Below are 25,463 nucleotides of genomic sequence, written 5' to 3' on the forward strand. Positions count from 1 at the left end.
GCTGCGCTCTCAAACTGGATTGAATAGGTAGCCCCACGGGGCCAACGAAAAAGGGCTGTCAAGATACCGAATCCGGCCGTAAAAACAAGGGCATGGACGGCATTCGGCGCCAATATGGCTCACTGTTTATTTACGGGGTGCTATTAAGCTGGATTTCTGTTATAACTTAAGGCAACAGCCACACTTAGATAACGGGTTTAAGTTTTCCATGGAACCCTCTGAAAACACGAACAAAAAACGCCTTTCAGCCTTCGTGCGCCAATATCCACGCGGCCACGTAATGGCGGCAAGCTCCCTTTTTGTGGGGCTGGCCCTACTATTGGCGCTGTCCTCAACCGGGGAAGAGGCGAAATCCGAGCGTCAAAGCCAACCGCTGGCGCTCAATCTGACCAAGTCTGAAGCGTCCTTCGACACTGAGACCGCTCCCCTATTGCGGGTCGGGGCCGAACAGCCGGAACCACAGGCCGTTGAGTCTGCCGTTTCAGAGCCGGCTGAACCGCCGCCCGAAATGAATCGCACCACCTATACCGTCAAGTCCGGGGACAGCCTTTCCGTACTGTTCAAACGCGCCGGCCTCACCGACCGCGACCTCTACGAGCTGATTGACCAAGCACCGGAGGCTCGGGCGCTACGTCGTATCATGCCGGGCAACGAAATCACGTTCGCCCTCTCCCAAGACGGCCAGTTGGAAGAGCTGATTTACCAGCGCGACCGACTGCGCAGCCTTCGGTTCACGCGAACAGAGGGCAGCTTCGACGCCGAGGAGCTGGAGCGCACGCCTGACGTGCAGATCGCTTATCGACGCGCCACTATCGACAGCTCCCTGTTTCTAGCCGGCCAAGCGGCCGGCATGACAGACAACCTCACCATGGAGCTTGCCGGCATTTTTGGCTGGGATATCGACTTCATTCTGGATATCCGCCGGGGCGACACCTTCAGTGTCTTGTTTGAAGAGCACTTCCTGGACGGTGAAAAAATCGGCAATGGCCCTATACTCGCCGCTCAGTTCACCAACCGGGGCAAGACCTTTGAAGCCGTGCGCTACGTCGATGCCAGCGGCGACTCCAACTACTACACTCCCGAAGGCCGCAGTATGCGGCGCGCCTTTTTGCGCACTCCAGTGGAGTTCACTCGGATCAGTTCGCCTTTCAACCCCAATCGACGACATCCGGTGCTCAACACCATCCGGGCTCACAAAGGTACGGACTATGCGGCCCCGCGTGGCACGCCGGTCCAGGCTTCTGGAGACGGCCGGGTAAAGTTTGCCGGGCGCAAAGGTGGCTACGGAAACACGATCATTGTTCAGCACGGCCAGACTTACCAGACCCTGTATGCCCACCTCAACGGCTTCCGCCGGGGCGTGCGCTCGGGAACTCGGGTCAAGCAGGGGCAAACCATCGGCTATGTCGGCTCCACGGGTCTCGCTACCGGCCCTCATCTGCACTACGAGTTTTACGTGAACGGCGCGGTTCGCAACCCTGTCACCGTGGAACTGCCGCAAGCGGAATCGGTACCCTCATCAGAAATGGCGCGCTTCGAATCACAGGTTCAACCGATTATCGCCGAGCTTGAGAAATACCAACGCGATACCCAACTGGCAGGCCTGAGCAACGATCTCCAGGTCAACTGATGCCGAAGCGAGAGCTTTATATCGGCCTCATTTCCGGCACCAGCGCCGACGCCATTGATGCGGCCCTGGTGGATTTCGCACCGCCGGTGCCGAATCTTGTCGCCCACCACAGCGAACCACTGGATGTCACTACCAAAGCCAGTATCCACCAGCTGGCCCATTCCGGCGCCGACGAAATTGACCGCGCCGGAGACCTGGACCATAAGCTAGGGCTGTCGTTTGCTCAAGCCGCCAACCGGCTGATTGAAAAGGCCGGTTTGTCAGCGAACGATATCTCAGCCATCGGAAGCCATGGGCAGACGCTTCGCCATCGCCCCCCCGGCAACGGGAAAACGGCGCCGTTCACCTTCCAGGTGGCCGACCCCAACCTGATCGCACACCATACCGGCGTTACCACGGTCGCCGATTTTCGGCGCCGCGATATGGCGGCTGGAGGCCATGGCGCGCCACTGGTCCCCGCTCTGCACCAGGCACTGTTCCAAAGTGATACCATCGACCGGGCCGTAGTCAATATCGGCGGCGTTGCCAACATCACCTGCTTGCCAGCGAGCGGGGATGTCACCGGCTTTGATACCGGACCCGGAAATAACTTGATGGACGCCTGGATTCAGCGAAGCCTGGGTAAAGCCTACGATGAAGACGGTCAGTGGGCCGCCAGCGGAACTCTCAACGCCCCACTGCTTCACGCCCTGCTGAGCCACCCCTTTTTTAAAGTCAGCCCCCCGAAAAGCACCGGCCCGGAAGACTTTCACTTGGCGTGGCTGGATGACTGCTTGTTACAGCTGAGCGAGACCCTAAAGCCGGAGGATGTACAGGCCACGTTGCTTGCCTTGACCGCGCGCACCATCACCGACGGCCTGCTATTGATGCAAAGCCGGAAGAGCGAGGTGTACCTCTGTGGTGGAGGCGCTCACAATGGCCGGCTGAAGAGCGCATTGAGCGCCCTGCTTCCCAATGCCTATGTGGCAAAGACCGACGACCTGGGCCTGGCCGCCGACTGGGTGGAAGCCGTCTCTTTCGCCTGGATGGCAAGACAAACCCTCAAGGGGTTAACCAGCAACCTGCCAGCAGTCACTGGAGCTTCGGCACCACAGGTTTTGGGGGGTATTTACCCGGCCCTGCGATAATGGCCCGGGCTGAGAGAGGCGAAAAGATCAGATAGAAAAGGAAGAACCACAACCACAGGTACTCGCGGCATTTGGGTTTTCAATGACAAACTTGGCCCCGTTAAGGTCCTCACGGTAATCTACCCGAGCCCCCAACAAGTAGGGGTAGCTCATGGCATCGACCAACACTTTAACGCCGTCCTGATCGACCACCGCATCGTCTTCAGCGGCCACTTCGTCGAACGCAAAACCGTACTGAAACCCGGAGCATCCACCGCCGGTGATAAACACCCGCAATTTCAAATCCGGATTGCCTTCCTCGTCGACGAGGCTGCGAACTTTGGCCACAGCACTGGAGGTGACTTCCAGCACCGAGCCGGGTACAAAAATTTCAGGCGCAGACATTGATGACTCCAATGATGACTTCAACAGGCATTATACGTCTTACCCGACCTTTTTAGTCAAGTATTAGCCGCCGCCTTCACATCCGCTCCGGGCTGTTCCGACGTTTCACCTCTGGACGACTTTTTCTGACCCTCTGCGCCACTGTAGACCAGGCTGCCGTTAACCTGCGCCCCCTTGACCATTTCGATCAGCTGGTAGTGAACATTGCCTTCCACCACCGCCTTGGCGGCCAACTCTACATGTTTGGTCGAATGGACGTTGCCGTTAACCTTTCCGTTGATAATCACCATGGGGACGCGAATCTCTCCTTCAACGGAGCCCTTCTCGGCCACGACCAGCTTAGCGTCATTCCCGCTCTCCGCGATAATGTTGCCCACCACTGTCCCTTCAATTTGCAGGTCTCCGGTAAAGTGCAGGTCGCCCACCACTTTGGTGCCACGTGAAATCAGCGTGTGATTGTTTGAAAATGCCATAGCGTTGCCTTTTTATTAACCACGTAATCAGCGTTGGGTTACAGTTCCTGAACCAACCAGCCGAATTTCTTTTCCACCGTCTGAGAATCGCGTCCGGTGGAGCGCGCCACCAACTCGATTCGTTCGGGCTCAAAACCCTCGGGAAGGGTCAAGCGTCCCTCGATATTCTGAAAGTAGCGAAACCTCAGCCGAATCTCTTCGTTCTCGACCTGCTCGGAAATCTGATGCAACGACAGTGTTTCCGTCTGCTGATTCCGGCGTCCGACGATTTTGAACACCAGATAACCACTGAGCACTTGATGATCGGTCGCGAGCTGCTGCACCACCAGTTTGTATTCGAACTGCCGCGGAATGCCGGTTGCCAACACATTCAGGGACCCGATTGTGAGCCCGGTATTGTTGTCCCCGGGCGCCATCAGGCCGCGATAGAAGGTGATATCTTCCTCCAACGCGGCAATTTCTTCCTTCAGGGCGATCACCTGGTTGCGCATTTCCTCGGACGCCTGCTGATCCACCTCGGACCCCAGCCGCAAGTTGGCCACCTGCTGACGCAACTTCTCAGACTCTTCGGTCAGCGCGGCCACCTCCTGTCTCAGTTGGTTGCGCTCAATCACCGCATCCGCCTGCTCAGTGGCCCCCTGTTGGTGCCCCCAGTAGTAACTCGCCACCACGGCCGCGGCCACCAGGATCAATAAAACCAGGGTGATCACCACGCGCCTGACGGGGCGATATGGCACCACGACCATCCGATGCTGCTTACTGCCTTTCACTTCTGCCATAGGAGCGGTGCCCTCTTTGAAATCACCTCGACGGCCCGGCAGAGGATCATGGCAGTAGCGCCACAAGATCCAGCCCGGCGGTCTCTTCAAAACCGAACATGATATTCATGTTCTGCACCGCCTGCCCCGAGGCCCCCTTGGTCAGGTTATCGATCACGGAGAGCACCACGAGCGTATCACGATCTTGTGGGCGAAAAACGGAAATACGGCAAAGATTCGACCCTTTCACCGAGCGGGTTTGCGGGTGCGAGCCCGCCGGTAGCACATCGACAAAGGGCTCGTCGGCAAAACGCTGCTCGTAGAGTGCCTGCAAATCAGGAAGCGCCTCGGGCGCAAGCGCCCGACTGTACAGTGTGGCATGGATGCCGCGAATCATGGGTAGAAGGTGCGGAACGAAGGTCACCCGCGCCGGGTCCGCCGCTTTGGGCTGAACATCACGCAGGCCCTGCTCGATTTCCGGCAGGTGCCGGTGGCCATTCGCGGCGTACGCTTTAAAGCTATCACTCACCTCGGTGAGCAGAGTATCCACCTTGGCCTGACGGCCAGCGCCGGTCGCACCACTCGCGGCACTGACGATCAGATTGTCGGTAGTCACCAGATTCTGCTCGAGTAATGGCAGAAAGCCCAGTTGCGCCGCCGTTGGATAACAGCCGGGGCAGGCCACCAGGCGCGCGGAGCGAATGGCCTCCCGATTCACCTCAGGCAATCCGTACACCGCCTGAGTGACGAGCTCGGGGCAACCGTGGGCCTGGCCGTACCACTGGCCCCACAATTCGGTGTCCCTTAGCCGGAAGTCAGCGGAAAGGTCAATCACTCGCGTGTTGGTCTCCAGAAGCGCCGGCATCAAATTTTGCGCCACGCCGTGCGGGGTGGCAAAAAACACCACATCGCACTCTCCCAGACGCCTGACGTCCGGTTCGGAAAACGCAAGCTCAGTGTGACCGCGCAGGTTGGGGTACAGATCGGCCACGGGGATACCGGCTTCCGCCCGGGAGGTGATCACGGAAACATTCGCCTCCGGATGCTTCACCAACAAACGCAGCAGCTCAACCCCGGTATAGCCGGTGCCGCCCACAATACCCACGTTAATCACAAACAAACCCTCTCTGTCACAAAACCAAGAATCGTCACGGGTGGGAGCCTTGGCCCCCGAACCTTCAAACGGCCTATAATACGGACCTTGCACCGAAACCGAAAGTGCCTGAACCGAAGTCCGTCAACCGCAAAGGAGCCCCATGCCCGCCGAGTCCCCCCTGGAACGATTGCGCCAGCGCCGCCGAGTCGCTGCCGAACGCTGGCGCAACCGGCTCGCCCACGTTGACGCGCTACCTCAACTGACCCTGCTGGGGCTGGCGAGCGGCATTCTGGCCGCCGGGGTCATCATCCTGTTTCGCTGGCTGGTCGAGGGCACCCTCGGGCGCACCCTGCCGGTAAGCGGGGAGCACTTTGAAGGTCTGGCTCCGGAGCTGCGCTTTGCCATGCCGGTAGCCGGTGCGCTGCTGCTGGCGTTCCTGCTGCACTGGTTCTCCCCCCGCCACCGGGAAACGGGCGTAGGCCATGTCCTCGACCGACTGCACAACCACCAGGGCTACCTGCCCCTGCGCAACGCCACGGCGCAATTTTTGGGCGGTGCAATCGCTTTGATGACCGGCCACTCCGCTGGCCGAGAAGGGCCGGCGGTCCATCTGGGGGCGGCCAGCGCCAGTAAGCTGGGCCAATGGCTGGAGTTGCCCAACAACAGCCTGCGGCCCCTGGTGGCCTGCGGTGTGGCCGCCGCGATTGCCGCCTCTTTCAACACCCCCATGGCCGGTGTCATCTTCGCCATGGAGGTGGTACTGATGGAATACACCATCGCTGGCTTTATTCCGGTCATTCTGGCGGCGGTGGCGGGCACCACCCTCACCCAACTGGCATTCGGACCGGATATCGTCTTTCTGGGTGGCCGGCAGCTCACCGGACACTTGGGGGAACTTCCGGTGATGGCTTTGATGGGCCTGCTGATCGCTGCCGCGGCCGCCCTCTACATCCGCATTCACTGCCACTGCGCGAAAGCCACCAAACGTTGGTCGCTCTGGGTACGCCTGCCACTGGCTGGACTGATTGCCGGAGCGGGAGGACTACTGGTTCCCCAAGTCATGGGCATGGGCTATGACACGATTGACAGTGCCCTGGCCGGCCACCTGGAGGGCTCGTTGCTTATCCAGATCCTGGCCGCCAAGCTGCTGGTGACCGCGCTGATTCTGGGGCTCGGGATACCGGGCGGCGTGATCGGCGCCAGCCTGGTGATGGGCGCCTGCCTGGGAGGGGCCGCCGGCGTGCTGGCGGCCCACCTGCCCATGGAAGTCAGCGAGCCCGGGGTCTACGCCATTGTCGGGATGAGCGCCATGATGGCGGCCGTTATCAACGCGCCCCTGGCGGCGATCATCGCTATTCTGGAGCTGACCTATAGCCCCGGCATTCTGTTTCCGGGCATGTTGGTAGTGGTCGTGGCCTGTCTGGCGACCCGGTGGCTGTTTCGTTGTGAAGGCCTGTTCTCAACGCTTCTGGAGCAGGAGGGCAAGAGCAACCGCCCCCGGCTTATGCAGCAGCTACTCAGCCGCACCGGGGTCCGGAGTCTGATGCACCGGCGTTTCTGCCACGCCCAGCGCGAGTTGACTCTCACCCAGGCGAAGGGCGTGCTCAAGCTGCAGCCGGAGTGGATTGTGTTGCAAGAAAAGCAGGTGCTGGTGGAGCCCGCCGCCTTGGTGCGTTATCTTGAACAACAGGCAGAATCCGGTGAAGCCGAGCAGGACGACTCCGCCACGCTGGACTTGCTGGGCATTCCGGCGCGTCGTCTGGAAATGGTCGCCATTGCCCCCAGCGCCAACCTCTATGAAGCCTGGCAGACTCTGAACAAAGCCCAGGTGGATGCCCTGTACGTACCCGCACCGGGCGGGGGCATTGCCGGGCTGGTCACGCGGGACCAGCTCGAAAGCTACTACCGGCTGTAACGCCATTCACTCTTGCCAACAGGAGAGCCCATGCTCTGGGTCAAAGCCTTTCATCTGATCGCCGTGGTCTGCTGGTTCGCAGCCCTGTTTTATCTGCCGAGACTCTTTGTCTATCATGCCATGAGTGAGGACACCACCAGCAGAGAGCGTTTCAAGGTCATGGAGCGCAAGCTGTATCGGGGGATCGCCACCCCGAGCCTGATCGCCACCGTACTGCTTGGCCTGTGGCTCTCCAGCGGTAACTGGGACTACTATCGCGAAAGTGGCTGGTATTGGTTAAAAATGACACTGGTGGCCATACTGGTGGTCTATCATTTTGTATGCGGTCAGTTTCTCGTCCAGTTCCGGGAGGACCGATGCCAGCGCAGTCACGTGTTTTTCCGCTGGTTTAACGAGTTTCCGGTGTTTCTGCTGATCGGCATCATCATACTGGCGGTGGTCAAACCCTGGCACTGACCGATCCGCAAACACCTGTTCCAGGAGGTGCGGCATGACATCCATTGATCAACAGGTACCCGTGGTTCTCGCGCTATCCAGCCACGACCCCTCGGGATGCACGGGCATCCAGGCCGACATTGAGACCTGTGCCAGCCTGGGTTGCCACTGTACCCCGATCGTCACCGCCCTCTGCGCCCGCGATACCCGCAGCATCAAAGACCTGCACTATGTCCCGACATCGTTTCTGATTGAGCAGGTGCGGGCCGTCCTGGAAGATGTCCCCGTAAAAGCGATCAAGCTCGGTTTTCTGGGGCAAATCAACCACATCGAAGCGGTCCACACGATTCTGCGGGACTACCCCAACTTGCCCGTCGTGCTCGAGCCCACCACCCAACTGGCGGATGGCCCCCCCGCCGAAGCGGAAAGCGTCAGAGCCGCCACCAAAAGCCTGCTGCTGCCCCTGAGCACCTTGGCCACCCCGGACCTGGTGGAAGCCCACGAGCTTGCCCAACAAGGCGACACTCTCGATGCGTGCGCCCAGGAAATCCTGGAGGCCGGTGGGGAATACACCCTGATAACCGGCGCGCGACGCACACAGGAACACTACGAGAACCGGCTTTACAACCGCCAAGGGCTCGTAAAACAATACCGCTGGAAACGGCTGAGCGTTTTCAGTCACGGCGGCGGCGCCACGCTATCGGCCAGCATCAGCGCTTACCTCGCCCACGGTCTGCGCCTGATGGATGCCGTGGAGCAGGGTCAGAATTTTACCTGGCATACCCTCGAAGCCAGCCGTCGGTTGGGAATGGGCCACAGCATTCCCAACCGGCTTTTCTGGGCCGACCGCAATCATACCGGCAAGCGCGGCCCCGGCGGCGGTTCCTGAGGCGAGCGTTTTCCCAAGATGGCTTAAACGGTAAACTGCGCCTCCGTAACCCCGGAGGTGCCATGCCCAAACGACCGCTCTACGCCATTGTCACCACCCGTTCTTTGAGAGAAGCGCTCCCGACCGCCGTGGAATCCGCCCTGCGCGGCGGAGCGGGCTGGATACAATACCGGGACAAATCCTCGCAACCCGAGCGCCGACAGCGCGACGCCTCGACCCTGAAAACGCTTTGCCACCAGTATGGTGCCAAGCTCATCATCAATGATGACGTTGACCTGGCCCTTGCCACCGGCGCCGACGGCGTCCATCTCGGGCAGGGAGATGGCAGCCCGCGGGAGGCTCGTCGGCGTCTTGGCCCCGAGGCAATCCTTGGGGTCACCTGCCACGCTTCCATGAGCCTGGCCCGCCAGGCTCTGGAGGACGGCGCCAGCTACCTCGCCTTCGGGCGGTTCTTTCCCTCTCGCACCAAGCCGCAGGCGCCTCCCGCTCCTCTGGAACTGCTCAGCGAAGCCCGATCGGCATTTGGAGACACTCCCCTGGTGGCCATTGGCGGCATCACTCTGGATAATGGTGGCAAAGCGCTGCACGCTGGCGCTGACTGGCTGGCGGTAGGAGAGAACCTGTTTGGTGCCGATGATATCGAAAGCCAGGCCCGTGCGTATCGCCAACTGACGCTGTAATACAAGATGTACACTATTTCGCATTACCGCCCCTGTAACCAGAAGGACAGAATTTTATGAGTCGATCCGAAGAGCTGTTCACCCTCGCACAGAAACACATCCCCGGTGGCGTCAACTCCCCGGTCCGAGCCTTTAAAGCCGTCGGTGGCACCCCCCGGTTCGTCGAGCGCGCCGAGGGCGCCTACGTGTGGGACGCCGACGGGCAGCGCTATATCGATTATGTCCAGTCTTGGGGGCCGATGATTCTGGGCCACAGCTATGCGCCGGTCACCGACGCCGTGATCGCGGCCGCCCGCAATGGCTTGAGCTTCGGCGCCCCCACTGAGCGGGAAACAGAATTGGCCGACACCCTGTGCGAGCGCGTCCCCAACATGGACATGGTACGCCTGGTCAACTCCGGTACCGAAGCCACCATGAGCGCGATCCGGCTCGCGAGAGCCTTTACCGGACGGGACAAGATTGTGAAATTCGAAGGCTGCTACCACGGTCACTCGGACTCACTGTTGATCAAAGCCGGTTCCGGTGCCCTCACCTTCGGTGTCCCCAGCTCCCCCGGTGTACCGGCGGTATTGGCAGAGCACACCATGACCCTGACCTACAACGACGCCGACCAGGTTCGGCAGGTGTTTGAGCAGATGGGAGATGAAATTGCCTGCATCATCGTTGAGCCGGTAGCGGGCAACATGAACTGCATCCCACCGGTTCCGGGCTTTCTTGAAACCCTGCGCGAGGTATGCGATGCCTCCGGCGCGGTACTGATATTCGATGAAGTCATGACCGGCTTTCGCGTCGGTCCCAAGGGCGCCCAAGGGCTGTTCGATGTGAAAGCGGACCTGGTCACACTGGGGAAAGTCATCGGCGGTGGACTGCCGGTCGGTGCGTTCGGCGGACGGCGCGATATCATGGAAATGGTGGCACCCACTGGTCCGGTTTATCAGGCCGGCACCCTGTCGGGCAACCCGCTGGCCACCGCCGCCGGAGTCACGACCCTGCGCGAACTCGCGCGCGAGGGGCTTTACGAGCAAATCACCGAGCGGACCCGGCAACTGACAGAAGGCATGCAGCGCATTGCCGACGAGGCGAATATCCCCTTCACGACCAACTTCCGGGGCAGTATGTTCGGTTTCTTCTTCACTGAAGAAGCAACGGTGACCCGCTACGATCAGGTCATGGCCTGCAACGGCGAACGCTTCAACCGCTTTTTCCACGGCATGCTCGAGCATGGGGTTTACCTTGCCCCGGCCTCCTTCGAAGCGGGGTTCATGTCCGCAGCCCACACCGAAAACGATATTGAGCGAACGCTCTCAGCCGCTCGCGAGGTGTTCAAGACGCTCTGAGGCCCCAGAGTAAAGGTTAACCATGCCACAATTTTTAGCGCGGGGACTTGCCTCTACCGCGCCTAACGCTTAATCTTGACGCAGGTTCCTAAATCCTTGGGCACTGGGCTGGGCAAAACTCTCGCCTTCTAGTTGTTTCGGGAATCGCTATTACGGAACGAACGTGCTGTTACGGACTCCATAGCTTTACCGCACGACCCTGTTTTTTTATGGAATACACTTCTGTTCACCAAATCGGGAGATAAAGATGAACAACTTTTTGAAGAGCTTTTTGATTCTTATCGCAGCAACAGGTGTACTGGTAGGCTGTAGCTCTACTTCCACCCAGGAAGAGCCTACTGAAGAGCCCACCATGACCGAACCGGCACCGGAGCCCGAACCGGCACCGGAACCCGAGCCGATGCCGGAGCTGGATACCACCTTCTACTTCGACTTTGACAAGTCCACCCTTAAGCCCGACGCGCGCGCCACTCTGGTTGCTCACGCCGAGCGCCTGAAGGAAAGCGGTGATGATGTCCGTCTGGAAGGTCATGCTGACGAGCGCGGTACACGCGAGTACAACATGGGCCTGGGCGAGCGTCGTGCGAAGGCCGTGCGTGACTTCCTGGTACTCCAGGGTGTTCCCGCCAGCCGCATCGAAACCGTCAGCTACGGTGAAGAGCGTCCGGCCGTTCAGGGCAGCACCGAACGTGCCTACTCCCAGAACCGTCGCGTGGAGCTGATTGTTCAATAATCGAACCTTCAAGTCCCGCACACAGCAACGGCGCCCTGGAGGCGCCGTTGTTGTGTCAGCCTGCCGAGAACTCAACGACCGGAACCATTACCCTAAGAGGAGGAGCGAACCACCAACTCCGTTTTCAGCACCTCCGAGGTCACCGGCTGGCCTTTTACCAAGGCCATCACTTTTTGCACCAACAGCCGGCCGCCCCGATGAACATCCTGGCGAACCGTGCTCAGCGGCGGATTGAAATAGGGCGCCACGGGAATATCGTCAAAACCGACCACTGACACGTCCTCCGGCACTCTCATGCCCCGCTCCTGCAATGCCTTGATGGCCCCCATGGCGATATTGTCACTGGCCGCAAAGACCCCATCAAAAACCACCTTCTCATCCATAAGCTCAAGCACATGCTGATAACCGGACTCAATGGAAAACGCGGCTTTCACGTGGTGCTCATTCGCCGACAGGCCTGCCTCGGACAAGGCATCGTAGTAACCGCGAAAGCGGCCCTCGATTTCCGAGTGAGCAATATCACCGAGAAATAACATCCTGGAGCGTCCACAGTTGATCAGGTGGCGGGTGGCCAACTGGCCGCCCATGTAGTTATCACTCCCCACGATGCAATAGTTCGCCTGAGGCTCGCGCGCCCCCCAGACCACGACGGCATCCCCCGCCCTCTGCAGTTGTCTCAAAGGCGTGTCGTCTCGACCCTGCCCGATCACAATGACGCCATCGGCGCGCCGGGCGCCCAGCAGGTGGGCATGCCAGTCTTCCGGGCCGACCGCACTGCTTGAGAACAGCAGACTGTAGTGGTGCTCATTCAGCTCATCGGCAATAGCGCCAATCATGTCCATCATGAACGGGTCGGAAAACGTCTGGCCATCAACCGATTCCGCGTTGATCACCAGCGCAATGGTATGGGTTTTCTGCAGACGCAGGTTACGTGCCCCGGTATTAACCTTGTAGTTCATTTCCCGGGCAAGAGCCTGGACGCGCTCACGAGTTTTGATATTAACCGCGGGGTTATTGTTGAGCGCGCGCGAGACCGTGGACTCGGAAACGCCGGCCCGACGAGCGATATCGGCAATAGAGACAGGGTCACTGGGCTTTCGAGACATGGAGTCGGTTCCGGTCATTTTGGGCGGACATGCCCAATCAAAGGTCATTACAGCTATCTTAAGGACCGACCGGAGGTTTGTATACCCGCACTATGAAGCCGTCGCACGCTCACTCTCCCGTTTGAGGCCAAACAAAAGCAGGAGAATCAGCGCCATCGGGACCAACGCCATATAGAAGGCCGCCTGCCCGGTAAACTGACCAAAGACATAACCGGTCAACATAGAGCCTGTGGTGCCCCCCAATGCTGAGAAAATAATAATCAACCCCGCCATGGATGATTGCTGATGAAGCGGGAGCGAACTCAACACCACCGAACTCATTGCCGGGTAGATGGGAGCCATAAACAATCCGATCAGCGGGAAAATATACGCGGCGACTGGGAGGTTAAACCAGTGCACATTCTCGTTCACCTCGACGTTATAGGACAGCGGTAGTGTCAAGAGCACTAATGCCCCCATCGCGATCACACAGCCCGTCAACAACCGGTACCAGTGTATCCCCTTTAACAGAACCCCCGCGCCCAGACGACCGACAGCCAGGCACAGGGCAAAAATGCTCGTCACCTGAACGCTGATAGCGCTGGGCAGGTTCAACACTTCATTGTTGAAGGTCGGCAACCAAGTGCCGATGCCCTGCTCGATCAATACATAGAGAAACACCGATACCACGAAGATGTACACCAACGGTCGGGCCGTCAGCCGGAGCATGGCCAAAAAGTCTTTCCCCATATTACCGGCCGCTGGCCTGACCGCCCCCTCACCGAAGCGGATGAACGCCATCACCACCAGGTTAAACAGGCAGATGCCCGCCAGTAACCAGTAGGTATTCAACCAGTGAAGACTCTTCGGGTCGGACGAGTCGATAAACCAGCTGAACACCCAATAGCCGGAGAGCACACCGAGCATAAACACCCCTTCCACGGCATTCATCAGGCCCGCATGATCCTGCTTGGCCGGTGCCAATATGCCCACGCTGGCATAGACGGACACTTTAATGAGAGCAAAGGAGGAGCCAATGGCCAGGAACAGCATTTTGGTGGCACCGAAAGTGCCGATCAACGGCATAGACAGGCACGCCACCAGCACCACCGCCAAGCCTATCATCATGGCACGGCGATACCCCAGGCGGGGCAGAAACGAGGCAACCAGGAAAGAAACCACCGCGATCGGAATGTCCTTGAAGCCTTCCAGCAGGGCAGCACTCTCCTTGGTGACCCCAAAACTGTTGATCGACTGGAGAATCACCACCCCGACGCTGTTCAGCAACAGGCCGAACAGAAAGTAATTCAACATCAGCACTACAATAATCAGTCGCTTATTCATTGTTATCGACCCTTACCGCGCCGGCGTTGGCGCTCATTGGTTTTCGGGTTGACGCCGGTGGTCGCCGACCCTCCAGGCTGCGTCAGCGCGCCGTCTGGCGAACTGACGCCTTGTCATGCCTTTAATATTAGCAGCAAATTCCGCAATTGCAATCGATTGCAAAAGTGCTACACTCATCGAAAGGCTCGCCCCACACGAGGGTCGTCCCCTTTCAGGAGCCGGTCGGCCCGGACTTTACGACGCAGGTAATAGCAACATGCAGCACGATAAGCACGCCCCCCATCGCCCAAGGGATTCGTCCTGTGGCCACTCTGCTTCCTGGCACATTGTCGAAGAAGGTTTCAGTGCCGACCGCTATGGCCTGAATGCCACCCTGTTCGCCCTGGGGAACGGGTATATCGGACTGCGCGGCACTCTGGATGAAGGGCTGGAGGGGCACGCGGCCGAGACCGGCTGCTATTTGAACGGCGTCTACTACTCTGAACCAATCACTTATGGCGAAAAGGCCTACGGCTACGCCAAAAACAACCAACGGATTGCCGCCGCCGCTCTCCCCCATGAGCTTCGGCTGCAGCTTGACGGCGTGGCCGTGGATCTTCATCACGGAGAGGTCCTTGAGCACCGCCGCACCCTGGCCATGGACGAAGGATTACTCTACCGCCTCTTGCGCTGGCGCTCCCCTGACGGTCACGTGCTGCGCCTGGAGAGTCGCCGCCTGGTCTCTCTGGTGGACCGGCAACTTGTCCTGATGGACTACCGTTTCAGCCTCGAGCAGGGCAGTGGTGTCCTGTCGATCGAATCCGCCCTGGATGCCTCTCCCATAGAAGCAGGCGAAAGTGAGGACCCGAGAGTGGGCGCCGGTATCAATCAGGCCGACTTGGCGCCGTTTGAGCACCAAGCCAACGGAAGCCGTTTAAGCCTCGGCTTCCAATTACGCAGCACCGGCTTTGCCTTGAGCGCCGTTGCCGGCCACTCCCTGAAACTGGGTAAGGACACGGAAAATGCGCTTTCGCCCGTGTCTCCGACCGCCGTCAAAAGCGATGAGGGTTTACGGGTCGCTTGTCGGTACGAGCTTCCGCTCGAGCCCAACCAGCCCGTTACGCTCACCAAATATGTTCTCTACGCGGACAGTCACACACCGACAGCCGTGTCCGCCGCCGACCTCACCCAACACCTCGCCACCTGCATGGAACGTGAGTTCACTCAGTACGCCGAGCAACAACAGGCCGCCATGACCGCGTTCTGGCAAGGTTCGGATATCGAGATCGGCGGCGACCCGAGTCTGCAACAGGGGTTGCGCTTCAACCTTTTCCATCTGTTCCAGTCCGTCGGGCGCACCCCAGGTACCAACATCGCCGCCAAAGGCCTGACCGGCCACGGCTACGAGGGGCATTACTTCTGGGACAGTGAGATTTACATCCTCCCCTTCTTCCTCTACACCCAGCCCGCCCTGGCACGCAACCTGCTGATGTACCGCCACAGCATTCTCGACTCCGCTCGCGCCCGAGCTCGGGAACTCGCCATACCCACAGGCGCACTTTTTGCGTGGCGTACCATCGGCGGAGAGGAATGCTCCGCCTATTATCCCGCGGGCACCGCCCAGTTTCATATCAACGCCGATATTGCTTATGCCATCCGCCACTACCACGACGCCACCGGGGACGACGACTTTTTGCGGGACTACGGCGCAGAGGTGGTATTCGAAAGTGCTCGACTTTGGCCGGCGATCGGTCACTTCAACCCCAACAAGGCCGGGCGCTTCTGCATCAATGAAGTCACCGGGCCAGACGAATACACCGCTCTGGTGAACAACAACTTTTTCACCAACGCCATGGCACAGGCACACCTGCGCTACGCCGTTGAGCTCTACCATTGGCTGCAGGCACAGGCGCCCGACAAGGCGGCCTCACTGTTCCGGCAATTGTCGTTGACCCCGGAGGAAATCAGCCAGTGGCATCGAGCCGCCGATCAAATGTACCTGCCCTACGACGAGCCGCAACGCATCCACCTTCAGGACGACAGCTTTCTGGACAAGCCCCGCTGGGACTTCGCCAACACCCCGGCCGACCATTACCCGTTGCTGCTGCACTACCACCCACTGACGATTTACCGCCACCAGGTCTGCAAGCAAGCCGATACTGTTCTGGCGTTATTTCTACTGGGTGAGCAATTCAGCCTTGAGCAAAAAAAACGAGACTTTGATTTCTACGAGCCGCTCACCACCCACGACTCCACGCTGTCGGCCTGCGTGCACAGCATTCTTGCCAATGAGCTGGGCTATACCAAGAAAGCCCGCCATTACTTCGAGCAGGTGGCCCGAATGGACCTCGACAACCACCACCACAACACCCAGCACGGGGTTCACACCGCCTGCATGGGCGGCACCTGGCTGTGCATGGTGCAGGGCTTTGCAGGCATGCGCCTGCAAAGGGGGCAGCTCCAGTTCAGCCCGACACTGCCCAAAGGGCTGACCCACTATCGGTTCAAGATTCAGGTGCGCGGTCGCCTTGTGGAGTTAGCTGTTGATCAGCAACACGTCCGGTACAAATTGCTCGAAGGAGCCCCCCTTGCATTCAGCCACGGCGGCAGAAATCTCACCCTCGGTGAGCCCGACGCCACTATTTCACTCTCGCTGGCAGGAAACCTCCATGACTGACTATACAGCTGCTATCTTTGATCTGGATGGGGTGATTGCCGATACCGCCCGCCTGCATTTTGCCGCCTGGATACAGCTGGCGAGCGAAGAGGGTTTTCAGCTTCCCCCCAATGCCGATAACCGGCTCAAAGGCGTGGACCGGATGGCGTCGCTCGCGATTGTGCTGGAAGGCGCTGCCCGGCGATACACCACCGACGAACAAGCGCGATTGGCCGACAGGAAGAACCGTCTTTACCAGACGTTGATCCACCAGCTGACGCCCGCGGATCTACTCCCGGGCGCGGAGACACTGTTGAACACGCTCGCGGCCTGGGGCATTCCCCTGGCGCTGGCATCGGCCAGTAAAAACGCCAAGGCAGTCGTGGAAGGGCTGGGTATTGCCGGGCGCTTTCACACCATCGCGGATGCGGCTCTGGTGCGCCACCCTAAGCCCGATCCGGAAATTTTCCTGATGGCTGCACGCGGACTTGGAGTCACACCGGCACGCTGCATCGGTGTGGAAGATGCCGCTGCGGGAGTAACCGCCCTCAAACGGGCAGGAATGTACGCGCTGGGCGTGGGTGATCCAATCGTTCTACGGGAAGCTGACCGGGTGGTTCCCTCCCTGGCCGCACTCGATCCGGCGGACTACTTTACCGCCCCGGCGAACCGCTCGAACTGATACCGGCGCGATTGAACACCAGACGTAACCGACACCATACCAACAGGCTATAAGAGATTTTGCTTTTTATTATGAAATCGTTTGTAAAAACAATTTGCAATCGATTGCAAAAAGGAGTTTGCTCATCTAAGCTGAAATTCAAGCATTGAGGAAAATGCTCGGTGCTGATGGTCACCTCTCCAAGGAGAGACGCCACGCCGAGAGACACCCGAGCAAGCGCCCAAGAAGCGACCAGTGCCTGAACAACGTCTAACAATAATCACCCGCCTTGCGGGGAGGAGAATGACCATGATGACCCAAAAGCCCTTGGCCCGAACGCTCTCTGCTCTCGGACGCAAGCCCCACTGGCTGTGGTATGCCCCGGTTGCCTGTCTCGCCTTTCAGAACATTGCCCAGGCTCAGGAGAACGCTTCACCCGCTCAAAGCCGATCCGCCATTGAAGAGGTGGTCGTGACCGGTACCCCAGGTGGCGCCGCCATGCGTAAGCTGGATGCGAGCTTCGCGATCTCGACGGTGAGCGCGGAAGACATCAAGCGTAAGGCTCCCAGCAGTACCGCCGACCTACTCAAAACCGTGCCGGGGGTCTGGGTGGAAAGCTCCGGTGGTGTGTCGGGCGCCAACATTTTCGTCCGCGGTTTCCCCAGCGGCGGCGATGCCGACTTCGTGACGGTAGCCCTCAATGGCATGCCAGTCTTTCCTCCGCCCACGCTTTCCTTCCTGGAAAACTCGACGCTGTTTCGCATTGATGAAACCATTGAGCGGATGGAAGCCCTGCGCGGCGGCCCGAATCCGGTGTACAGCAACGGCCAAGTCGGTCTGACCACCAACTTCATCCTCAAAGAAGGCGGCCCTGACACCGAAGGCACCCTCAAATACTCCACCTCCGACTTCGGGCTCCAGCGCGTGGACGGCATGGTCAGCGGTGAGCTCGACGACGATCTCTACTACATGATCGGCGGCTACGTCAGCTCCTCCCCCGGGATTCGGGAAGCCGGGTTCGACGCGGAAGAAGGTAACCAATTCACCCTCAATCTCACCAAACTGCTGGACAACGGCAAAATCAATCTCTACCACCGCGCCACCGATGACCATGGCACCTGGTACCTGCCAGTCGCCATTCAGGACGGAGAGGGGAACGCCACGGGGCTGGACGCCGCCTACACCCAAGTCGGGCCAGGCAATCGCAATGTGCTTGTACCCTACTCCGGCAGCGATGGCGCCGGCGGCAGTGAAATCACCATGGAGATGGAAGACATGGGTGAAGGCCGCGGCTGGGACGGCAGCATTACCGGTGGTGCCGTGGAGTTGGATCTGGACAATGGCTGGTCCTTCACCGACCGCTTCAGCCTGACCAAGGGCGACGCTGACACCTTGGGTTTTGTGCCCGATGGCGCGGCCGTCACCCTGGGCAGTCTAAATGGGGGAACGGATGGCGAAACCATCACGGGCGAGGCCGTTTCGTCGAACACGCTGGTCCAACGCTTTGGCGCTTGGGTAGTGCGCAAAGACATCCAAGCCTTCAGTAATGATGTGAGCCTGGCCAAACAGTGGGACAGCGCGAAAGTCACCCTCGGCTATTACACCTCCACCTGGGAAGTCTCGGAAACCTGGTCCATCGGAAACTCCAAGTACTATGAATTGGAACAGGACGGTTTGATGATCAGCCCGGACAGTGTCGACGACACCTGCCAGGATTTTAGTCAGAGCACCTGCGGCTTCAAGTACGATGTCGATGCGATCGGGGAAGCGCAAGAGGACGCCTTCTACCTGGCGGGTGAAACCTACGTCGGCGACCTCACCCTCGATGCCGGCGTCCGTGTGGTCACTCGAGAAACCCAATACTCTGTCGATGACGGTGCCCGCGATGGCATTCCCGACCTTATCGTGGACACCGAGGAAGACGCCGTCTCCTACACCGCCGCGGCCAACTGGTCACTCAATAGCAACTCCGGGGTTTTCTTTCGCATCAACGACGGGGTGAAGTTTCCGGACTTCGATGCCTATCGGGATTTTCGGGCCGATTTCAACAACGGCTCCGACCTGATCATCGATGTTGAACAATATGAGCTCGGCTACAAACTCTCCCAAGATAACTATTCGCTGTACGCCACCGGCTTTTTCAACGACACCAAAGGCCAACCATTCGGGAACGTCGCGCTGAACGATTTCTCTCGACTCAGGACCGAAGCCATGGGGGTCGAGCTTGACGGCAGTCTCTACTTTGGGGATTTTGAACTCTCCCTCAACGCCACTATTCAGGACACGGAAATCAAAAGCGGAGACGATGCCGGCAACGCCGTGCAGCGCCAGCCCGATCAGCAGTTCCGGCTGTCACCGAGCTACAATCTGCAGTTTGCCAACAACGTGGAAGCGGTGGTTTACGGTACTGTCAGTCTGATCGGCGACCGCTACAGCGACAACGGCAACATTAACAAGCTCCAGAGCTATGAGAAGTTTGATCTCGGCGTCATCGTCAATGTCGATGAACTGGAATTCCAGGTGGCAATCGACAACCTCACCGATGAGCTGGCGCTCACCGAAGGGGATCCGCGGGCGGCGGGCGTATCGGCCAATGGTCGTTACATACTGCCGCGCAATATCAAATTTTCCATCGGTTACGACTTTTAACACGCCAGTGTCCACGCCTTGGGGGGTGGGCGGTTCGCCGCCTCCCCTCTTTTTTGCCCTCTTTCCCGCTACAGATAAACCTCCTCCTTCCAACGCTGCGCCTTCTCGCGCATCGCGTCCGCCTTTTCCGGCAACTCTCGGCGATCGTAAATCTCTGCGGCCAGGGCGTAGAAGCGTGGCTCATGACTTTCCTGGTTCATTGCCGCTTTCAGGTAACGTTCGGCTTCCACCAGGTTGCCTCCCGCCAACTGTTCCTGCGCCAGCGAATACAGGTAGTAGGGGTTACTGTTGCGGTGCTCGCGGGCGCGCTGGTAAAAGTAAGCCGCTCTGTGTTCCTGTCCGGTCGCCTGGTACAGGCTGTTGAGGTTACTCATCAGCGTCAGGTCGGAGGGCGTCAGTGCGAGCCCCTGCAGGTAGGCAATCTCCGCCTGACGTTCATGCCCTTCACGTTTGTAGAGGGTGCCCAGGTTATTCCAGACAAAACTCTGTTGGGGGTCCAGGGACAATGCTTCGCGCAAATGCAGGAAACCCTCGCGACGCTGCCCTTTGGCGATCAGCTCCATTCCGCGGTTATTGTAAAACTGCGCAGCCACGCGCTGGTCGTCAATGACGGTTTGGTCATACATCGGGCTGTAACGTTCCATTTCCAGATCGATCACCAGTTGGTCACCAAAGGGAAGCATCACCTTGGCGTTGACGTGGCGGAACAGGAGAAACGTCTCGTCGTCGCGCAAATCCCAACTCGGCGGAATCTGAACATCATTGACCTCAGCCTTGAGACCCATATGACGCGCCATGGCGACGTATATCAGGGTAAAGCTCAAGCAGTTGATCCGGCGGTCCTCAAACGCTTCCCCGGCGGTGGCGGTCTCCAGGGCGCTATAACGCAAACCAAGTCCACCGGTCATGGGCGAGGAGAGCAGTAACTGATGCAAGGCCTCGGCTCGAGCAGAGGCGCCGCGGTGCTGCAGTGCCACCTCCTCGGCCAGCATGCGCATTTGAGGGGTCAGCTCGAAGAGCGGATAGTCCGGAAGGGTGAAGTCGGAAATTGGAGCGTCAAATAACACCGCGCCGGACAGGACTTCGTCCAGCTCTTGGGGCGTGGGTGTCTGAACCCACTCTGGAAGCGGTTCCAGGCGAGTGCAGGCATTCAGGTTGAGAATTGCGCCAGCCACGATGGCCAGCGACATACAGCGAAGGCTCATGGGAACACCTCCTGCGCAGCGCAGTGCCGGCACCATTAATGCCAGCTCGTATCCCCATTATAGCATTTTACACACAGGCATCAGGCGAGCTGACGGTGCTCCGACTGCCCGAGCAGGGACTCGCTCACGCAAAAGCTCAGGGGGTAGCCGTACAGAGAGTGATATTCAACTCGAACCTGCCCCCCCTCCTGCCGGAGAGCCTGCTCCAGCTCCCAGAAATAGTCCTCGACGGTGCCGATGGCATCACCGGTGATGACCGGCGCACCGGTTTCCAGGTGGTGGGCGCTGACCACTTGCCCTTCACTCACCCGGACGCGGATGTCCGCCGCCGGGAGACCGCCCCCGCGTCGGCTCAGCGTAAACTGGTAACTGTCAAACCCGCTGAGCTGCCATAACTGGCGGTGGTAGACCAGTTCCGATTCAGCACTGTAGGACCAGTCTCGCACCTTGCGACGAAGTTCCAGCAGCGTCTGAGGCTCAGGGGCATCGCCGTTGGAGGCGATATTCATCGAAATCATGAAGGTTTGCATTAAATGCGACTCCTTTGCATTAAATCTTCAGTGAGCAGAGAAGCGTTGCGGGTCGCCAACGCTTCATGAACTCGAATAGGCACAAGCGCGTGAAACATCAGAACGTGAAGGGTCCGTTGGCGGACTGGGCATCGCCCCAGAACCGCGCCCAAACCTGGTCGCCGTGCAGGTAATACACCGCTTCGCCATGAATACGGCTACGATCACTGCCACTGAGTCGTGGGTACTCATAGCCATCCCGGTCGGCGCTTTCGGCAACCAACGCGCCAGCCGCTTCCAGTTGCGCCTGTGCTGTGCTGATCCCATTCACAGAGAACAAATGTAAACCGGAGTCCTGCCATTCCCATTCATCGTAGCGGGAGGCCGGAATCGTAAAGCGTAACTCGTCGTCACTGGTGCGAATAAAATTGAACGCCCGTAAATCGTGCAACGCCTCGCTCCAGGAGTGCCGGCCACCGATCTCGATCGCCGCAACACTCAAGGGGTTCTGATCGTCCCGGACATCAAAAAGTTCCACTTTCAGGCCGGTCATCCAGCCGTCCTCCGTGGCTGAGCGGCCCACGGAGACCAGGTAATCACCGTCAATCGGGTGGAGATAATCCGAAACGCCGGGAATTTCCAACTCTCCCAGGACTTTGGGCGCCAGAGGGTCACCCACATCAATCACGTACAACGGATCCACCTGCTCAAAGGTGACGACATAGGCCCGCTCTCCAAGAAAGCGTACCGCGTAGATATTCTCGCCGGGCTTACCAATCGGCGCGGGGCGGCTCTCATTGGGCAAACGCGCCACGACCGCAAGCTCTCCCGCGGCCTCCTCGTTCTCGTGAAGAACATGCAGAGAGTGGACCAAGTCGCCGGTTTGCTCCCAGGCCGTGGTGACCACGCGCAAAAAGCCATCTTTTTCATCCATACGGAAGGCCGGGTCCGTATTGCCCAAACCGCCCGGCACCAAACCGGTGCCGCGGTATTCAATCGCGCCATCGTTTGCTGCAAATTTGTGCAGAGCGGTTTTACGCTCGTTCCAACTACCGCCTTCCGCCGCCAGATACACGTTTTCAAGCGACATATACACACCGGTAAGCCGCGCATTCACACACACCGCTCCCAGGCGTTCACGGGTATTGGCGTCAAACGCGCTGACGGTGACGATATCGGAATAACCTTCATCCGGTTCGAGCGCTTGCGGCAGGTAACACTCGCCTTCGGTCACCAGAGGCCGGCGTTCGCCGCCATCTACTCGATATCCCGGAAGCAGACTCTCAAGCGGCGCGCTCTGAATCAGGCGCTCGTTGCGCGCTTGAGTGTCGCCGTCACTGGCGGAATACTCCAACTCAGCCACCGCTGGGCTCGTCCGGGAAACCAGATAGAGAACACTGCCCACCTTGCGGCTGTTGAGAAGAGTGCCTTCAATGTCCAACGACCCCGATAGCACAGGATTGGCAGGCGAGGTGACATCAACCCACTCCACCCGGGCCCGGCCCTGGTACAACGCGAGCTCGGGCATGGTACCCCACCCCCAGCCGCCGTAGGCCATTCGGCTGTCACTCAATGCGAGGACCGACTCGGCCACGCCATTTTCATCTTTTTCCAGATACAACTGTGAAAGAACCAGAGGACTGTCCTGGTCGCGCATAAAGTCATATTGAGCCAACGGCTGGGCATTCGCCTGCTGGGGTTGAGTGCGGTAAATACTGAGCGTCTGCTGAGGCTCCGGCGGGGCCACCGAATCAGCTACCCCCAAGTTCACATCTGACTGATCGAGAAAGTGGTCGAGAGAGTACTGCGGCGACTCGGCCACAAACAGGTGGCGGCCATCGTATTTGAGCCGGTCCGCCTCATCCACACCTTTGACGTGAACATTGGTCTGGGAGTAGCCATCATCATCGGCGCCGCCGGGCATCGGTGAACCGCTGTTATCCGCCGTATTTTCCCCCTCCGGCTCAAAGCCGTACCCGGCGCCCACACGCAGCCGCACCCCGTTACGCAAATACTCGGCCACCATCGCGGCCTCGTGCTCGTTCGTCAGAGGTTCCAGAGCCGGGTCATCCCAGCGCAGGTTGCTGTAGTCGATATCTTCACGGCCACGAGGTTCGGAGCCGCCACTGGAGCCACCACAAGCCGACAGTAACAGTATGGAAAGGCAGGTTAACGAAAGCGCCAAGGGAAACCGGCTGAGCATCACGAGTCCATCCTCCGGAGAGTGGGCGTCCAGACACCGGGGTTTGGTGTCCAGACACGCGGGTTTATGTCATCATTCCTCCACTCTAACGCGCCGGTGCCGTCACTTCTGTTGCGCATCTGCGAAAGAGTGTAAGTTTCTGTAACCTGCGGCGAGCGGCTCACCGTGGCGCGGTTTACAGGTTTTTACAGACTCTCACAAAGCCGTGACGGCTTTGTGGCTCGATAGGCGGCACAATACCAACAACGACCGGTGACAATGGACGCGCCCTCTTGATTGACGCCCAATTGAAAATGACCCTTTGATCATGCCCTATACGCTGTTGACTCGATTACGACACCCGACCCGCGGAGCACTGGCGGCATGCCTGGCGTTCGCGCTGTGGCATCAGCCGCTGGGCGCCACCGCTTCGAGTGGCTGTACCGAGGCCAACGAACGGTGTGTGGCAACCGGCACCTGGGAGTTTCAGATCGCCGTCGGTGCCGGTGTACGCACCAACCCGATTGCCGCCGCGGATGACATCCCGCTGGTATTGATCCCCCAGATCACCTACTACGGCAAACGGTTCTTTCTCGACAATCTGGACCTGGGCTACACCCTGGTCGATCGCCCGGACTGGATGCTGAATGCCCTGGTCACCGTCGGGGGCGATGGCCTCTACTTTTTCGAAGACAGCTGGGGCCGCTTTGTTCTGGACGGAGGCCTGGGAACGCTGGAAAGTGGTTTCAACAAGGCCCCCGCCGCTCCCGGCGAGGGCGACGCCGCCAATGATGGTGACGCTGGCTTCGGCCCCGTGGAGGACAGCAGTGACGAGGGCCCTACCGAAGCGCCCAGGCAAAGCCATTTGCCGAAACTGCGGGAGCGCAATATCGCCGCCCTGGCCGGCGTGGAAACCTCGGGTCAAATGGGACGGTTCGAGTGGCAGCTACAAGCCTTGTCCGATGCCAGCAACGTCCATGACGGTCAGGAGCTGCGCTTCGCCGTCAGCACCGCCACCCAGGCACGAGAGCACCATTTGGGGATGAGCGTCGGGTTTAACTGGAAAAGCGCCGAAGTGATGGAATACTATTACGGCGTCACCCAGGGGGAATCCGGCACTGGCCGGCCCGCTTATCGGCCCGACAGCGGCACTTCACCGTTTGTGCGCCTGAGCTGGACACGACCGGCCGGAGAACACTGGCGCTGGCTAGGCAGCGTTCAGTACGAACACTTGAGCGAGGCCATCCGCCACAGCCCCCTGATCGACCGTAAGCAGGTGATACAGATATTTTTCGGGGGCGTGTACCATTTTTAAACTCGGGCAACTGAGGTATCGAACAACAAGACGCGTCGCCGGCCAGCCCTTTCTGATGCTGGCCGGCGTCCTTGCGGCCGCCGGTTGTGCAGCCGCCGAGGCGGAGATGGATCTGACACCCAGCGTCTGCGCCCTGGCCGCCGACCAATCCCGCTGTGAAGAGCGGGTGACCATTGAGTGGCAGGCTGCCGGCCAGACTCAGGCCCTGTGTCTGTTCGTCGACCGGGAGAACGAGCCACTCGCCTGCTGGGAAAAAGACCGCCAGGGCCAGTATCGCTACCGGGCCGAAACCGATGAAAGCCTGACCTTTCAGTTGCGCCGGACCCTCGATGGTGAACTCCTGGCCAGCGAGCTGTTTGAGGTCATCCGCGAGTACACCGAGTTCCGCTCGCGCCGCCGCAAGCCTTGGAATTTTTTCTGA

22 protein-coding genes are annotated in these 25,463 nt (G+C 59.4%); 13 read left to right on the forward strand and 9 right to left on the reverse strand.

The features are described 5' to 3' along the window. The first annotated feature begins 280 nt into the window (after window positions 1-280). A complete protein-coding gene (locus G547_RS0114655; RefSeq protein ID WP_051235549.1) occupies window positions 281-1,630 on the forward strand; it encodes a peptidoglycan DD-metalloendopeptidase family protein in 1,350 nt (449 codons plus the stop codon). Next, entirely contained in the window at window positions 1,627-2,757 is a 1,131-nt protein-coding gene (locus G547_RS0114660; RefSeq protein ID WP_211224573.1) for an anhydro-N-acetylmuramic acid kinase, read from the forward strand. The genes G547_RS0114655 and G547_RS0114660 overlap by 4 nt, the downstream gene beginning before the upstream one ends. Before the next feature lie 27 nt (window positions 2,758-2,784). On the opposite strand, the gene erpA is transcribed toward G547_RS0114660, so the two are convergent. The 4 genes from erpA to argC are packed head-to-tail and all read right to left on the reverse strand — an operon-like array spanning window position 2,785 to window position 5,486. Continuing rightward, complete coding sequence (gene erpA / locus G547_RS0114665; protein ID WP_027330495.1) at window positions 2,785-3,141, reverse strand: iron-sulfur cluster insertion protein ErpA; 357 nt, start codon at window positions 3,139-3,141, stop codon at window positions 2,785-2,787. A gap of 56 nt (window positions 3,142-3,197) precedes the next feature. Further along, window positions 3,198-3,614 (reverse strand): bactofilin family protein, encoded by a 417-nt coding sequence (locus G547_RS0114670; protein ID WP_027330496.1) that lies wholly within the window; start codon window positions 3,612-3,614, stop codon window positions 3,198-3,200. Window positions 3,615-3,652: 38 nt separating this feature from the next. Next, a complete protein-coding gene (locus G547_RS0114675) occupies window positions 3,653-4,393 on the reverse strand; it encodes a DUF6776 family protein (RefSeq protein WP_027330497.1) in 741 nt (246 codons plus the stop codon). 46 nt (window positions 4,394-4,439) lie between these two features. Beyond that, window positions 4,440-5,486 (reverse strand): N-acetyl-gamma-glutamyl-phosphate reductase, encoded by a 1,047-nt coding sequence (argC, locus tag G547_RS0114680; protein ID WP_027330498.1) that lies wholly within the window; start codon window positions 5,484-5,486, stop codon window positions 4,440-4,442. A 142-nt stretch (window positions 5,487-5,628) separates the two neighbouring features. Here argC and G547_RS0114685 point away from each other — a divergent pair, with 142 nt between their 5' ends. The 6 genes from G547_RS0114685 (at window position 5,629) to pal (ending at window position 11,457) form a co-directional block, all read left to right on the forward strand. Next, window positions 5,629-7,383, forward strand: a complete 1,755-nt coding sequence (locus G547_RS0114685; RefSeq protein WP_027330499.1) for a chloride channel protein — start codon at window positions 5,629-5,631, stop codon at window positions 7,381-7,383. 30 nt (window positions 7,384-7,413) lie between these two features. Beyond that, window positions 7,414-7,839 carry a protoporphyrinogen oxidase HemJ gene (hemJ, locus tag G547_RS0114690; RefSeq protein WP_027330500.1) on the forward strand — a complete coding sequence of 142 codons (426 nt, stop codon included), beginning with the start codon at window positions 7,414-7,416 and terminating at the stop codon, window positions 7,837-7,839. Window positions 7,840-7,873: 34 nt separating this feature from the next. Then, window positions 7,874-8,707 (forward strand): bifunctional hydroxymethylpyrimidine kinase/phosphomethylpyrimidine kinase, encoded by an 834-nt coding sequence (gene thiD, locus G547_RS21690; protein ID WP_036188941.1) that lies wholly within the window; start codon window positions 7,874-7,876, stop codon window positions 8,705-8,707. A 62-nt stretch (window positions 8,708-8,769) separates the two neighbouring features. Beyond that, window positions 8,770-9,387 carry a thiamine phosphate synthase gene (thiE, locus tag G547_RS0114700; RefSeq protein WP_027330501.1) on the forward strand — a complete coding sequence of 206 codons (618 nt, stop codon included), beginning with the start codon at window positions 8,770-8,772 and terminating at the stop codon, window positions 9,385-9,387. Between the two features lie 56 nt (window positions 9,388-9,443). Then, entirely contained in the window at window positions 9,444-10,724 is a 1,281-nt protein-coding gene (gene hemL, locus G547_RS0114705; RefSeq protein WP_027330502.1) for a glutamate-1-semialdehyde 2,1-aminomutase, read from the forward strand. 247 nt (window positions 10,725-10,971) lie between these two features. Next, window positions 10,972-11,457 (forward strand): peptidoglycan-associated lipoprotein Pal, encoded by a 486-nt coding sequence (gene pal, locus G547_RS0114710; protein ID WP_027330503.1) that lies wholly within the window; start codon window positions 10,972-10,974, stop codon window positions 11,455-11,457. Between the two features lie 92 nt (window positions 11,458-11,549). Here pal and G547_RS0114715 read toward each other — a convergent pair whose 3' ends face one another. Both G547_RS0114715 and G547_RS0114720 read right to left on the reverse strand, forming a co-directional pair. Beyond that, the gene (locus G547_RS0114715) at window positions 11,550-12,563 is read right to left on the reverse strand and encodes a LacI family DNA-binding transcriptional regulator (protein WP_027330504.1); all 1,014 of its coding nucleotides are present in this window, start codon (window positions 12,561-12,563) and stop codon (window positions 11,550-11,552) included. Between the two features lie 90 nt (window positions 12,564-12,653). Beyond that, a complete protein-coding gene (locus tag G547_RS0114720) occupies window positions 12,654-13,886 on the reverse strand; it encodes an MFS transporter (RefSeq protein ID WP_027330505.1) in 1,233 nt (410 codons plus the stop codon). A gap of 256 nt (window positions 13,887-14,142) precedes the next feature. Here G547_RS0114720 and G547_RS21695 point away from each other — a divergent pair, with 256 nt between their 5' ends. The 3 genes from G547_RS21695 to G547_RS0114735 all read left to right on the forward strand — a co-directional run bounded on the left by G547_RS21695 (window position 14,143) and on the right by G547_RS0114735 (window position 19,831). After that, complete coding sequence (locus G547_RS21695) at window positions 14,143-16,542, forward strand: glycoside hydrolase family 65 protein (RefSeq protein ID WP_051235552.1); 2,400 nt, start codon at window positions 14,143-14,145, stop codon at window positions 16,540-16,542. Then, complete coding sequence (gene pgmB, locus G547_RS21700; protein ID WP_051235554.1) at window positions 16,535-17,203, forward strand: beta-phosphoglucomutase; 669 nt, start codon at window positions 16,535-16,537, stop codon at window positions 17,201-17,203. Before G547_RS21695 ends, pgmB begins: the two co-directional genes overlap by 8 nt. Before the next feature lie 288 nt (window positions 17,204-17,491). Next, window positions 17,492-19,831, forward strand: a complete 2,340-nt coding sequence (locus tag G547_RS0114735; protein WP_245573491.1) for a TonB-dependent receptor — start codon at window positions 17,492-17,494, stop codon at window positions 19,829-19,831. Window positions 19,832-19,899: 68 nt separating this feature from the next. Here G547_RS0114735 and G547_RS21705 read toward each other — a convergent pair whose 3' ends face one another. From G547_RS21705 to G547_RS0114750, 3 genes are all read right to left on the reverse strand, one after another. Beyond that, window positions 19,900-21,036, reverse strand: coding sequence for a hypothetical protein (locus G547_RS21705; RefSeq protein WP_051235556.1), 1,137 nt, complete (start codon window positions 21,034-21,036; stop codon window positions 19,900-19,902). An 80-nt stretch (window positions 21,037-21,116) separates the two neighbouring features. Next, complete coding sequence (locus G547_RS0114745; RefSeq protein ID WP_027330507.1) at window positions 21,117-21,566, reverse strand: DUF6174 domain-containing protein; 450 nt, start codon at window positions 21,564-21,566, stop codon at window positions 21,117-21,119. A 97-nt stretch (window positions 21,567-21,663) separates the two neighbouring features. Next, window positions 21,664-23,748, reverse strand: coding sequence for a beta-propeller domain-containing protein (locus G547_RS0114750; RefSeq protein ID WP_027330508.1), 2,085 nt, complete (start codon window positions 23,746-23,748; stop codon window positions 21,664-21,666). Between the two features lie 307 nt (window positions 23,749-24,055). Here G547_RS0114750 and G547_RS0114755 point away from each other — a divergent pair, with 307 nt between their 5' ends. Continuing rightward, the gene (locus G547_RS0114755; protein ID WP_027330509.1) at window positions 24,056-25,042 is read left to right on the forward strand and encodes a MipA/OmpV family protein; all 987 of its coding nucleotides are present in this window, start codon (window positions 24,056-24,058) and stop codon (window positions 25,040-25,042) included. A 106-nt stretch (window positions 25,043-25,148) separates the two neighbouring features. After that, on the forward strand, window positions 25,149-25,463 hold the full coding sequence (locus G547_RS0114760) for a DUF3019 domain-containing protein (protein ID WP_169449458.1): 315 nt from the start codon (window positions 25,149-25,151) through the stop codon (window positions 25,461-25,463).

The organism is Marinimicrobium agarilyticum DSM 16975 (genome assembly GCF_000423345.1).
In the GTDB taxonomy this organism is placed as follows: domain Bacteria; phylum Pseudomonadota; class Gammaproteobacteria; order Pseudomonadales; family Cellvibrionaceae; genus Marinimicrobium; species Marinimicrobium agarilyticum.

Coding starts and splice junctions, on each gene's coding strand:
- G547_RS0114655 (WP_051235549.1), top strand. CDS start 281: ATGGCGGCAAGCTCCCTTTTTGTGGGGCTGGCCCTACTATTGGCGCTG.
- erpA (WP_027330495.1), bottom strand. CDS start 3,141: ATGTCTGCGCCTGAAATTTTTGTACCCGGCTCGGTGCTGGAAGTCACC.
- G547_RS0114670 (WP_027330496.1), bottom strand. CDS start 3,614: ATGGCATTTTCAAACAATCACACGCTGATTTCACGTGGCACCAAAGTG.
- G547_RS0114675 (WP_027330497.1), bottom strand. CDS start 4,393: ATGGCAGAAGTGAAAGGCAGTAAGCAGCATCGGATGGTCGTGGTGCCA.
- G547_RS0114685 (WP_027330499.1), top strand. CDS start 5,629: ATGCCCGCCGAGTCCCCCCTGGAACGATTGCGCCAGCGCCGCCGAGTC.
- hemJ (WP_027330500.1), top strand. CDS start 7,414: ATGCTCTGGGTCAAAGCCTTTCATCTGATCGCCGTGGTCTGCTGGTTC.
- thiD (WP_036188941.1), top strand. CDS start 7,874: ATGACATCCATTGATCAACAGGTACCCGTGGTTCTCGCGCTATCCAGC.
- thiE (WP_027330501.1), top strand. CDS start 8,770: ATGCCCAAACGACCGCTCTACGCCATTGTCACCACCCGTTCTTTGAGA.
- hemL (WP_027330502.1), top strand. CDS start 9,444: ATGAGTCGATCCGAAGAGCTGTTCACCCTCGCACAGAAACACATCCCC.
- pal (WP_027330503.1), top strand. CDS start 10,972: ATGAACAACTTTTTGAAGAGCTTTTTGATTCTTATCGCAGCAACAGGT.
- G547_RS0114715 (WP_027330504.1), bottom strand. CDS start 12,563: ATGTCTCGAAAGCCCAGTGACCCTGTCTCTATTGCCGATATCGCTCGT.
- G547_RS0114720 (WP_027330505.1), bottom strand. CDS start 13,886: ATGAATAAGCGACTGATTATTGTAGTGCTGATGTTGAATTACTTTCTG.
- G547_RS21695 (WP_051235552.1), top strand. CDS start 14,143: ATGCAGCACGATAAGCACGCCCCCCATCGCCCAAGGGATTCGTCCTGT.
- pgmB (WP_051235554.1), top strand. CDS start 16,535: ATGACTGACTATACAGCTGCTATCTTTGATCTGGATGGGGTGATTGCC.
- G547_RS0114735 (WP_245573491.1), top strand. CDS start 17,492: ATGATGACCCAAAAGCCCTTGGCCCGAACGCTCTCTGCTCTCGGACGC.
- G547_RS21705 (WP_051235556.1), bottom strand. CDS start 21,036: ATGAGCCTTCGCTGTATGTCGCTGGCCATCGTGGCTGGCGCAATTCTC.
- G547_RS0114745 (WP_027330507.1), bottom strand. CDS start 21,566: ATGCAAACCTTCATGATTTCGATGAATATCGCCTCCAACGGCGATGCC.
- G547_RS0114750 (WP_027330508.1), bottom strand. CDS start 23,748: ATGCTCAGCCGGTTTCCCTTGGCGCTTTCGTTAACCTGCCTTTCCATA.
- G547_RS0114755 (WP_027330509.1), top strand. CDS start 24,056: ATGCCCTATACGCTGTTGACTCGATTACGACACCCGACCCGCGGAGCA.
- G547_RS0114760 (WP_169449458.1), top strand. CDS start 25,149: ATGGATCTGACACCCAGCGTCTGCGCCCTGGCCGCCGACCAATCCCGC.